Origin of the sequence: Nostoc sp. DedQUE02, from assembly GCF_034531035.1 — a bacterium.
GTDB lineage: Bacteria > Cyanobacteriota > Cyanobacteriia > Cyanobacteriales > Nostocaceae > Nostoc.
This window is the reverse complement of record NZ_JAVRBY020000004.1, coordinates 164,813-176,074: the sequence shown is the minus strand read 5'-3', so window position 1 is coordinate 176,074 and position 11,262 is coordinate 164,813. Positions and strand designations below refer to the sequence as shown.

At 42.8% G+C, this 11,262-nt stretch carries 8 protein-coding genes and 2 tRNA genes; 2 read left to right on the top strand and 8 right to left on the bottom strand.

Annotated features, from left to right (window positions below; genetic code table 11):
* Window positions 1–76: 76 nt before the first annotated feature.
* On the bottom strand, window positions 77–1,648 hold the full coding sequence (locus RMX98_RS06125; RefSeq protein ID WP_322676272.1) for an alkaline phosphatase: 1,572 nt from the start codon (window positions 1,646–1,648) through the stop codon (window positions 77–79).
* Window positions 1,649–1,893: 245 nt separating this feature from the next.
* On the opposite strand from RMX98_RS06125, the gene RMX98_RS06120 reads away from it, so the two are divergent.
* Window positions 1,894–3,015: a hypothetical protein gene (locus tag RMX98_RS06120; protein ID WP_322676271.1), complete on the top strand. Its 1,122-nt coding sequence runs from the start codon at window positions 1,894–1,896 to the stop codon at window positions 3,013–3,015.
* Window positions 3,016–3,127: 112 nt separating this feature from the next.
* Here RMX98_RS06120 and RMX98_RS06115 read toward each other — a convergent pair whose 3' ends face one another.
* The 5 genes from RMX98_RS06115 to psbZ all read right to left on the bottom strand — a co-directional run bounded on the left by RMX98_RS06115 (window position 3,128) and on the right by psbZ (window position 6,842).
* A complete protein-coding gene (locus RMX98_RS06115) occupies window positions 3,128–4,393 on the bottom strand; it encodes a glutamate-5-semialdehyde dehydrogenase (protein ID WP_322676270.1) in 1,266 nt (421 codons plus the stop codon).
* Between the two features lie 4 nt (window positions 4,394–4,397).
* Entirely contained in the window at window positions 4,398–4,805 is a 408-nt protein-coding gene (locus RMX98_RS06110; protein ID WP_069072751.1) for a hypothetical protein, read from the bottom strand.
* Window positions 4,806–5,696: 891 nt separating this feature from the next.
* Window positions 5,697–5,768: transfer RNA gene (locus tag RMX98_RS06105), tRNA-Gly, on the bottom strand.
* 121 nt (window positions 5,769–5,889) lie between these two features.
* The gene (gene ribH, locus RMX98_RS06100; RefSeq protein ID WP_322676269.1) at window positions 5,890–6,465 is read right to left on the bottom strand and encodes a 6,7-dimethyl-8-ribityllumazine synthase; all 576 of its coding nucleotides are present in this window, start codon (window positions 6,463–6,465) and stop codon (window positions 5,890–5,892) included.
* A 188-nt stretch (window positions 6,466–6,653) separates the two neighbouring features.
* The gene (psbZ, locus tag RMX98_RS06095; RefSeq protein ID WP_322676268.1) at window positions 6,654–6,842 is read right to left on the bottom strand and encodes a photosystem II reaction center protein PsbZ; all 189 of its coding nucleotides are present in this window, start codon (window positions 6,840–6,842) and stop codon (window positions 6,654–6,656) included.
* A gap of 150 nt (window positions 6,843–6,992) precedes the next feature.
* On the opposite strand from psbZ, the gene RMX98_RS06090 reads away from it, so the two are divergent.
* Entirely contained in the window at window positions 6,993–9,719 is a 2,727-nt protein-coding gene (locus RMX98_RS06090) for a CBS domain-containing protein (RefSeq protein ID WP_322676267.1), read from the top strand.
* 186 nt (window positions 9,720–9,905) lie between these two features.
* On the opposite strand, the gene RMX98_RS06085 is transcribed toward RMX98_RS06090, so the two are convergent.
* Together RMX98_RS06085 and RMX98_RS06080 are read right to left on the bottom strand one after the other, a co-directional pair.
* Window positions 9,906–10,628, bottom strand: a complete 723-nt coding sequence (locus tag RMX98_RS06085) for a Uma2 family endonuclease (protein ID WP_322676266.1) — start codon at window positions 10,626–10,628, stop codon at window positions 9,906–9,908.
* Between the two features lie 509 nt (window positions 10,629–11,137).
* Window positions 11,138–11,211 (bottom strand) — tRNA-Met (locus RMX98_RS06080).
* Window positions 11,212–11,262 lie beyond the last annotated feature (51 nt).

Below are 11,262 nucleotides of genomic sequence, written 5' to 3'. Positions count from 1 at the left end.
GCACCCCCTGCCTCCCCTGCCAGCCTAAATTCATCCCTCTGTTCTGCAACGCCGTTTAATTGCTTGTGAGATTAGCTTAACTTAAATGTGCCCCTGGTTGTCCGTTTTGGACTATAAACGAAGCTAAGGTTTTGACTGAAGCATTCAAGTCAACGATGCTTGATACAACACGATAGTCGCTTTGCCAGCGTTTTGGAGTCAGGTTGCAGCGAACGTATCCTCGGTAAGCACCGTCAAAGAACTTAGTATGGGGATTGTTAGTTAGGGCAGCTTGAGATGGAGCGATGAATGAGGTAGGAAAATCAGAGGTAATTGAAGTTCCTACGAACTCAGTGCCTACCGTCGGTGAGTTTGGGTTATTAAAGTCAAGTTTGAGGTCGTGTACCCAACTAGAATGAATGTCTCCACTAATTACCACTGGATTAGAAGGTTGGCGCTGGTTGAGAAAACTCAAAAGCCGGTTACGTGCAGCCACATAACCGTCCCATTGATCTACATTGAAGACACCCGCACCTGGACTACTATTGAAATTGTACTCGGCTAGCATGGTCTGTTGAGCAATCACATTCCAGCGCGATCGCGATTGGTCTAACCCTTTTCGTAGCCACTGTTCTTGCTCTGAGCCTGTCATGGTAGCATTGGGATCAAAAGCTTGGGAGCAGCGAGGTTTCAATCCGTCATCACAAGGCTGATTAGTGCGGTATTGCCTGGTGTCTAAGATGTTGAACTCAGCTAAATTACCGAAAGTCAACCGCCGATAAAGCAGCGCGTCTGGGCCCTTGGGCAATGAAGACTGACGTAAGGGCATGTGTTCGTAGTAAGCCTGGTAAGCATTAGCTCGCCGTTTTCTAAAAGCCTCTTGAGTTTGGTTGTCTTCTGGGATTAAGTTGGCGTAGTTGTTGTCAACTTCATGATCGTCCCAAGTGACAATCCAGGGAAAAGCCGCATGAGCAGCTTGGAGATTTGGGTCAGTTTTGTAGAGGGCGTGGCGATCGCGATAGTCTTTAAGAGTGATAATTTCTGGACTATTATGCTGGCGGGGCCCACCAGACTGTGGCCCGTATTCGTAGATGTAGTCACCCAGATGAACCACAAGGTCAAGATTTTCCTCAGCCAAATGTCGATAAGCCGTATAGTAGCCATTTTGCCAGTCTTGACAGGAGACAAAAGCAAAGTTCAGTTGTTGGGTATAGCTATAAAATGCTGGTGCTGTACGAGTCCGTCCAATGGGGCTAACTTCCTTACCTGCTTGAAATTGATACCAATACCAATGGTCAGGGTTTAGCCCACGGACATCAACGTGGACTGAGTGCGCTAACTCTGGTGTTGCTAGTACTGTTCCTCGCCGCACAACCTGTTTCATGTTTTCATCAAGGGCGACTTGCCACCGCACTGGAACATTTACCAATGGCATTCCACCTCTAGAGAGTGGATTGGGAGCCAGTCGTGTCCAGATAACAACACTATCCGGCAAAGGATCGCCAGATGCAACACCAAGACTGAACGGATAGCTAGAAAACCTTGAGTTAGCCAATACCGGATGCCATTGGCTAGCGATTGTTAACCCCGTTAAAAATCCTGCACCCAACAAAAAACTCCGCCGTCTGCACCGATTTGCTAGCAGGCGTGTACCATCCATAAGTTCCATATTCACCCCTTCCCAGATGTAAATACAGTTGGCATTCAGAAGGGTCAATTGCCAAAAGCACAAATAATGGCTTGATTTGACTTGTTTCCTAATTTCTGCTCAACCAAACACAAGGAACCTATCAACCCAGGATCAAGTAGAAATTAAGATTTTATTAAGTTTAAATTTGAATTAGGGGATCGGGCATTGAAACTGGGAGAAATTTGTGGCAGATTTAAACCCACCATCAAAATAGTAAAGAATTTATGACAGTTAACGATGCAGTTTTGGGAGGAATTGAAAGAGTTAAGCAATTGCTGGCGCATGGAAAGGTTGAACAAAAAATTGATGCCCTTCTAGATGCTTTTGAGTATGGGGAAGCTGGCTTAGACTTGATTATTGAAGCTTTACAGAACTCAGAGGTTGATGTTGAAGAGGCAGCTTATTGGCTACTTCAGGAAAGTACAGAGCCAAGAGCTAAACTGGCATTACAGCTATACAATCCATATTTATTTTTTGAGTATCTTTTTACTATTGAGAGGTATACAGATGAAGTTCCTGGGATTGATTGTATTTTTATTAATGTAGATAAAGAAGTCTCAGTAACTGTTGCTGATGATGGAATAGTGAAAATATGGAATATTCAGACACAACAAGTAACTAATACATGGAAGCAGGAAAACCCAACGAAATTTACTCAAGTTATCTTCGCTCCAGATGACCAAATATTAGGACTTTGGCATTGTAATGATTGTGCTGAGGTGTGGGATCTAAAAATAGGGGAAAAAATCTTCACCACCGGTCATCATGCAGAAAACTTTTGGACTGTTTCTTTTAGTCCAGATGGTCAAAAACTTGTCAGTACTGGTGATGCTAATATTTTTGTATTATGGAATATTCATCAAATAGAGGAAAATTCCTCTATTGAGATACCTGAATATCTTCCTCGCCGTTTTTCCATATACTCAAACTCACAAACCTTGGTCACTTATACCAGTGACAAAAACTATAATATTACTCTGGAATTGTGGGATTGGCAGACAGAACAGGTATTTTGCACAATTAATACCCAATCAAGGTTTATTCCTGATGTTGATATCAGCCCAGATAGACGGTTATTAATTAGTAGTAGCCGAGAAAATGGAACTATTAAAGTGTGGAACATTCAGACAGGACACGAACTTTGTCGCCTCATAACTAATTTATCATTCATTGATTGTCATACAATTAGCTTGGACGGACAGAGACTATTTGTTTGGATTGGAGGCAGTACATTTACAGCTCAGGTATGGGGATACCCCAGCAGTTCTGGTAGGGCGGACACGGACGAGCTACGTGCAAAATGGAACAAAGCGCAAAACTTTGTTAAGATGCTTGCAATAATTTAGGTTTTATAATCTTCTACAAGCAAGTATCCGCGTCACCACTCTCCGAATCCACGGTGATTTGAGATAGTTTTCCTTAAAAATTCAGAATTATACTGTATAAATTACGAATTATTTAAAATCTGCCATTTCCTTGAACAATGTGCTTAACAGTGGTCAAAGTTTCCAGACTGATAAATCCCCGGCGATGACCTTTTTGATTAGACATGCCGAGAAATACTGAATCTCCCCGCGAAGGGTTGCGGGAAAAACGCGGGGAAGTGTTGATGTAGGTAGAGGCACTGTTAACTCCTAAAGCAAACTGCCGACTTTCCTGGTAAGATTCAGTCACGATGGAATCGGCATGACCACTGCTGTATTCATTAATCCAGGCGATCGCAGCCTCTAAGCTATCCACCAGTTTAAAAGCTACTGTTCTCGTTAAATAAGGGTTTCCCCATTCGCCTTCCCTCACCAGTTGCAACTGGGGAAATGCTTGTACTAGTTCTGCATCCCCTCTAATTTCAAAGCCTTTTTCTATCAAGCTGTTCCACAAAACGGCTATTGATGATGGTAAGGCTTGACGATGAATTAGTACCTTTTCAATGGCGTTGACTTGATCGGGTTCACTTTGATGACTATCAATAATCGTCCAGCGCACCATTTCTAAGCTGCTATTGGGCGACCAGTAGAGATAACAGTTGCCCATCGCGGACTTTAAGACTGGGCAAGTTGATTGTCGTACTACCTGCTGCACCAAGCTGGAACGTCCGTAGGGAATGACTAGATTCAGGTACTGATCTTGGGTGACTAAATCGCGAACCGAAGCACCATGTTCTGCTGTAATCAGTTCTAGACAACCTGGTGGTAGACCAACTTCCGCGATCGCATTTTGCAGTGCTTCAGCGATGGCGGCGTTAGAATGGCTAGCTTCAGTACTGCCTTTGAGAATTATACTATTGCCAGTTTTAATACAAAAACCGGCTGCGATCGCCCCTAAATCGGGAAACGCTTCATAAATAAATCCAATCACTCCCAAGGGCATTAACTGGGTGTAACTCTGGGAATCTCCCAATTGATAATCAGCAGTTCTGACGCGTCGTAGCGGATCTGATAATTCCCCCAACCGTTGTAAAATGTCCACGGTCATCTCTAGCCTTGTGGGAGTCAGCTTCAGCCAGTCCAATATCAACTCAGGCACTGCCATTTCCCGACTGGCTTCTAAATCCAAGGTATTGGCTTCTAGAATGTCGTCAAATGAGCGCTCAAGGGCTTGTGCCATTGCCAGTACTGCACGACTCCGGTCTGCTCCCTTTGTGATCCCCAACTTTAGGGAAGCATGATAGGCTCGTTGGGCACTAGTAATCGGTTCGGGGCGATCGTCCAAAACTTCAACAGTCATTGAGTTAACGTCTGTAGGTAAGCCAGACCATTAGTGCTGGTAAGATAGCCAACAGCACCGCCACCATTGCCCAAGCAATAATGCTGGAACTATTTGCCAATCGCAGTGCTAACGGTAGCCATATAATCACTAGCACGAAAATAATGCCCAGCGCTATAGGCAGATAGCTTTCTCCCAAGCGGGGATGGACAACATGCCAACTATTTCCCATCCAACGCCAAGCCCGCTTGTAGGGATAGGTGGTAGAAAGCTGTTCTAGGACATGACCATTATCTTCTACTACAAAGATTTGCTGACAGCGATCGCAACCAAATGCTTCTGTCAACGTAATCGGAATTAACTGACCCCGGCGACGACAGGGACAGGGGTATTCAGTATTGAAGTCGATTTTTTCGGGTTTTTGAGATTGCACAAGCGTTCTAATAACTTGAGCGTGTTTTACACGAGCTGTGAGAATATGATCTCTTAGTAAATGCCTTAGAGGCTTCTCTCTTTATGAAGATAAACAGGCGATGTTTAAATCGCCATGATTGCAAACAGTAGATGTCGCAGACTCTAAATATCCTAATTGCCATATCAGTACGAGGTTCACTGTTTGTAGTCTTTCTCCGAAAATGGCAATTTTATTTAAAAATTTCCTTCTCTTCATTTGTTGCTTTCAAGGTAATGTGGTTGCGTTTTTGTGCATTTATTATGCTGACACACCTGGTACAATTTTAAACATACGTGGCGACCACTACTAAAACAAATTTGTTGGGAAGGCTACGCTCATAAACAATACATACTAATAAGCCCGCTAATTTTCCTTTGGGTCACTATATATTACTCAATTATCAAGGTTAGATCGGGATTACGTCTAGCCTCTATTCCTTGCAGTTTACAAGCGTTTCAATAGCAGGAATTGGCAAAACATCCAGAGTAAGTGTATTACTCTTTCCCAAATAGATTGTGGCTAACGTCACAGCTAAAAAACCCTTTGCACCTGACAACACTATTATTTAACTAGCCACCTTTAGTCCAGTGTAATACACCCTACATCAAACGAATTAATTACACCTATAAAGATTGTAGCCAAGCTCAAGTATATCTACAGCAGTCTAAAGCTGGGTTTTATATTTCTTAGCAAGTGGGTAATGCAATTTGAGCGGGCGATATTCAAATTGAGACAGTAGATAAGTTGTTTGCTCGATTTGTCTACATTGGGAGTGATTCACAAAGTGTAGTGCGAATCGCCGAATACTTCAATGCACCCTAAAAATACTAAACCTCTTGGAGTTTTTAACTCCAAGAGGTTTTACTTGGAAGCGGGTAACGCGATTCGAACGCGCGACATTCACCTTGGCAAGGTGACGCTCTACCACTGAGCTATACCCGCAATCTCTAACCATATATTAATATCTCAGATTTATTCCTAATTGTCAACCCCTCAATTTAGTCATTGGTCATTAGTCATTAGTTATTAGTGAATAACAAAGGACAAATGACTAATGACTCATTTAGCTCAGTTCTTCTGACTCCGCAGTTAAATTGCCGATGCTGGCACTTTGAAAAGAGGCTGGCAAAGACTGGCTATTACGATATGGCTCTGCTAGGTTAGAACGCAGTTGCCGCATCAAGCTTGCCATTTCTAGGGCATTCAGGGCATAATCCCAGCCATGATTACCTTTGATGCCTGCCCGTTCTAAGGCTTGCTGCATAGTGTCTACTGTCAAAATACCAAAAATTACTGGCACTCCAGTTTGAAAGCTAGCGGCAGCAATGCCTTTAGAAACTTCGGCGGATACATAATCAAAATGGGGTGTTTGCCCTCGAATCACTGCGCCAAGACAAATTACAGCATCATAACGATGGGAAAGTGCTAGTTGGCGAGCTACTAAAGGTACTTCAAAACTTCCCGGAACCCAAACATAGTCCACCTGATTACCTTGGGGGTTAGGATCTACACCGTGGCGTTTCAAGCAATCTTGACATCCCTCTAGCAGCTTTCCGGTAACTAGGTCATTGAATCGACCAATCACCACTGCAAACCGCAAAGGCTCCGTTTGGGTAAAAGTTCCCTCGAAAACTGCCATGACTGCCTCTTAATCAACTATAGTTCTGGCCAATATACATTTCTTATTTAAATGTAGAGGAGCAGGAAAGCACGGTTAAAAAAAGGAAATCGGAAAAAATTTCTCCTTTTCTCCTTTGGTCTTTGACCTTGGCTTTTCTGCCCCTCTAGTTCTTATATTATGTGCCTGCGCCAGAGTGAAGTCGTCGCCTACACGACAAAAAAGTTTAACAAACCAACTAAAAATACCAAACCAATCCAGACCCCAGAACCAAGCCAGAGCAGTTTTTTAGAATCATTCCAGTTTTGGGGAGTGGCATAAGCAACCGGAACGCCCACAACGAGGACAAAAGACAACACTACTAGACCTATCAAGGCAAATTGGAATATTATGGTCATTTTTGCTTCTCCCAATACAGCGAAATACTAAGGATAGAATATCCTAAAGGGCGACACTGACACTTTCTTATTATTTTTAAGCTAGCAGAAATTGCAACATTTTTGTTATTTGTCCTTTGTCTAAGTACAAGTGACTAATGACTCTTAACTATGGATTTAATTCTTTGCCACACAACAGCAGATTTTGACGCATTAGGAGCAGCAGTAGGGTTGACGCGCCTACTATCGGGAAGCAAGATTGTGCTACCTGGCGGCTCTCATCCTACTGTACGGGATTTTTTAGCATTGCATCGGGATGAATATCCACTGATTGAACGCCGTTCGGTGAATGCAGAAAAAATTCGTTCTCTGACTGTGGTGGATACCCAACAGCGCGATCGCTTGGGTAAAGCTGCTGAATGGTTAGATTTACCCCATATTAGAGAGATTATAATTTATGACCATCACTTAGGACAAGAATCAGATATTCCGGCTACCGAATCATATATTTCTTCAGTAGGAGCTACCACAACTTTAATCGTTGAGCAATTGCAACAACAGGAAATTTCCCTAACTCCTGCCGAAGCAACTGTGATGGCTTTAGGTATCCACGTTGACACTGGCTCTTTGACTTATGACCAGTCCACACCACAGGATGCTCTAGCTTTGGCTTGGTTGATGCAACAAGGTGCCAGTTTATCAGTAATTTCCACCTACCGAGACCCTGGTTTGTCTGTGCAATTGCAGCAGTTATTAACTGAATCGCTGGAAAATTTAGAATATCTTTGCCTACATGGATATACGGTTGCTTGGGTAACTCTAAAAACTGATGGTTTTGTGCCGGGGTTATCGAGTTTGGCATCGGAACTCGTGGAATTAACCGAAATTGATGCCCTACTGTTGGCTAATGAATATGCTTTGGATGAAAGTGATTCACGCTTAACTGTAATTGGGCGATCGCATATTCCCAAAACGAATCTTAACGTATTATTTCAACTTCTCGGTGGCGGCGGTCATTCAAGTGCCGCATCACTAAATATAAGGGGAGTTGATTCAGAGGCAATATTAAAACAACTCCTAGACGGGGTAAAAGCACAAATTCCCCATCCCCTCACTGCTAGAGACTTAATGTCATCTCCTGTCCGCACGATTTTGCCTGAAACCACAATTGCCGAAGCCCAGCGTATTTTATTACGTTATGGTCACTCTGGTTTATCTGTAGTCGATATTCAAGGGCAACTAGTAGGTATTATTTCGCGGCGGGATCTTGATGTTGCCTTGCACCACGGATTTAGTCATGCGCCAGTTAAAGGCTACATGACCAAGAATCTCAAAACGATTACACCAGATACAACACTGCCACAAATTGAGTCGCTGATGGTGACTTATGATATCGGGCGCTTACCAGTATTGGAAAATGAGCAGTTAGTTGGTCTGGTCACTCGTACTGATGTGTTGCGGGAATTACATCAAGGAAGGGATGAAGACGAAGACGGACAAAAATTCAAAATTCAAAATGACGCTAACGCTGCGCTAACAAGATTCAAAATTCCTCTCAGCACTGAGTTGCAAAATCGTCTTGCACCGCAACTGTGGCAATTACTCACCACAGCATCGCAAGAGGCAGAAAAGCGGGGTTGGCATCTTTATCTTGTCGGGGGCGCGGTGCGAGATTTGCTATTAGCTGATGCAGCATCGGGCAGTTTGATGATTAAAGATATCGATCTTGTGGTTGATGGCTTTCACAAATCAGCAGATGTTGGTGCTGGCGTAGAATTAGCAAAGGCACTCCAACAACTTTATCCTGCGGCTCGCCTAGAAATCCACGGGGCTTTTCAAACTGCGGCTTTGTTGTGGCACAAAGACCCAGAATTAGATTCTCTATGGGTAGATATTGCCACCGCTAGAACAGAATTTTATCCTTATCCAGCAGCAAATCCAGAAGTTGAGGCGAGTTCTATTCGGCAAGACTTATATCGCCGAGATTTTACCATCAACGCCCTTGCTTTGCGACTCACTACTCCCCGTAGTGGTGAATTACTCGATTTTTTTGGTGGATTACTAGATTTACAAGCTAAACAAATTCGGGTACTACACCCCAACAGCTTTATCGAAGACCCCACCCGGATTTATCGTGGCGTGCGCTTTGCTGTGCGCTTTGGATTTCAGATTGAACCGCAAACTGAAGAGTTTATCCGCTATGCCATCAACAGTGGTGTTTACGATCGCACTGCTCAAGAGAATAGCAGAACTCCAGCCCTGCAAACTCGCCTGAAAACAGAATTAAAACACATCCTAGAAGCCCCCTACTGGAAATCAGCTTTGCAGTTACTCGATAACTTAGGGGCATTGCAATGTATCCATCCTACCCTGAAGCTAGACGCGGAAATTTTACGACAATTACGTTTGCTAGAACGCTGTTTGCGGCGATTTGATCCGCAAGCAACTCTCATCCATTGGGAAATGCGTTTAGAAGCGTTAATCGCCTACTTAGAACCACAATATCGCGCAAAAGTAGTAAAGAATCTGCAACTGCAAGAGGATAGCATTAAACGCTTGCAAAACTTTGCTTCTGCCCAAACTGAGGTAATGGAATCTTTGCCTAAGTGTCAAAGTCCTAGTCAAGTGGTGCAGTTGTTGCGACAGTACGATTTACCAATGCTGATTTTAATCGCCGTGCAAAATCTGCGAAATATTAGACATCAGATTTGGGAATATTTAACTGTTTGGGCTAATGTGCAACCACTACTGAATGGCAATGATTTAAAAAAGCTGGGTTACAAACCAGGCCCTCAATATCGACAAATATTAGATGATGTACTTACTGCTACTTTAGATGAAGTGATTAAAGATCGGACTGAAGCTGAGAAGTTTCTAAGACAACACTATCCTAAATGAATTAATCAGGCGAATTTTCATCAGGTTTGATAGGTCGTATAACTTTTGGAACTATCTTTGGGTGTAATACTTTTCCAGAATGAAAAGGATAACAATTCGGATATTTTATAGACGATAGACTTTGTGACAGCTTTTACTCTCTCACAAATGATTTAGGATTGCGATATTTCCTGCGATCGCAGTAGTCTAAATTGTATCTGGATCGATGTTTAACTCACGCAGTTTTGCTGCCAAACGTGCTACCTTTTGTTCTTCTTGTTCTGCTTTTTGTTGTGCTTGTTGTGCCTGTTGTTGTGCCTGTTCTGCCGTTTCTTCAGGTGTTGGTACTAGTTGCCCATCTCGTGTAAAAAACCGCAATAGTCCCTGATAAACTCCCAGATATAACCCTAGCTGATGACTCCACAAATGTCCTTGTTCAGTTGCTTGTAGAGGTTGATATTCTCCATCTACTAAATGAAATCCTGCAAATTCTTGTGTGTAAGGGTCAAACCAAAAATAATCAGGTGTGCGGAAGGTATCTTGATAAATTGTTTTCTTTAAATCTTTGTCAGTATTAGCTGTTGATTGAGAAAGAATTTCTAAAATTACATTCGGATATTTGCCATCTTCTTCCCAGACTACCCAGCTTTTACGGGTTTTGCGTTCGGTTCCCAGCACTACAAAAAAGTCTGGCCCTCGGAAGTGTTCTGATTTGCGTTGGCGTGGACTGTAGTAGATAGTCAGGTTTCCTGCTGTATAGAAATCATTTCTGTCTCGCCACAGCCATTTTAAGCATTTGAGTAAGAGCATGATTTGCTCTAGATGAAGGTCGCTTTCCAAAGGAGGCTCATCACTATATAAATCACCAGGGGGAAATATAACATCTTGGCAGATGCCTTCTTGAGAATCTAATTCTTGAGCTATGGTCATAGAATGGATGCTGCATCAAGTAGTTATCAATTTATTGTACTACTGTCGTAGTTAGCGATCGCTTACCGCACTCAATTAACACTTTACAAAAAACAGGCGATCGCATTCTTAAGTTAGGTAGAAAAAAATAGTGTCGGATTATCTTCCTCAAACTGGCGATATTAATTAACCCGCAAGGTATTTTTATGACAATTTATCCTGAAACTTCCCTTGTACACCTCTGTAGTTAATAAAGATTTTTCAATAGACTTCTTGCATAAGTCGGGAAAAGGGCAAGGGGGAAGGGGGAAAAGTTCTGTATTGTCCCCTTCCCCTTTAACCTTTACCCTTTTCCCCCTCTTGCAAAAAGCACTTTTGCCAAGAGGTCTAATAATTCCAACTCTCATGACTATCAGGCTCCTGAATATCCCCTGGCACATCATAGCCAAAAGAGCCTTATATAAAAATTCAACTCCTTAGTACTATTGATGACTAGAAGCTGAAACCCTCGTATTATTGTTTTTTTAAAGTGGCTCAGGTCGGAGTTGAACCAACGACCCCAGGCTTATGAGTCCCGTGCTCTAACCAACTGAGCTACTGAGCCATCTCTTTCCAAATCATCTATTAATATAGCATACAAATTTGCTAAAGACTA

Bases quoted from the DNA above. Each gene is read 5' to 3' on its own strand.
- RMX98_RS06115 (WP_322676270.1), bottom strand. From the start codon at position 4,393: ATGACTGTTGAAGTTTTGGACGATCGCCCCGAACCGATTACTAGTGCC.
- ribH (WP_322676269.1), bottom strand. From the start codon at position 6,465: ATGGCAGTTTTCGAGGGAACTTTTACCCAAACGGAGCCTTTGCGGTTT.
- RMX98_RS06120 (WP_322676271.1), top strand. From the start codon at position 1,894: ATGACAGTTAACGATGCAGTTTTGGGAGGAATTGAAAGAGTTAAGCAA.
- RMX98_RS06085 (WP_322676266.1), bottom strand. From the start codon at position 10,628: ATGACCATAGCTCAAGAATTAGATTCTCAAGAAGGCATCTGCCAAGAT.
- RMX98_RS06125 (WP_322676272.1), bottom strand. From the start codon at position 1,648: ATGGAACTTATGGATGGTACACGCCTGCTAGCAAATCGGTGCAGACGG.
- psbZ (WP_322676268.1), bottom strand. From the start codon at position 6,842: ATGACCATAATATTCCAATTTGCCTTGATAGGTCTAGTAGTGTTGTCT.
- RMX98_RS06090 (WP_322676267.1), top strand. From the start codon at position 6,993: ATGGATTTAATTCTTTGCCACACAACAGCAGATTTTGACGCATTAGGA.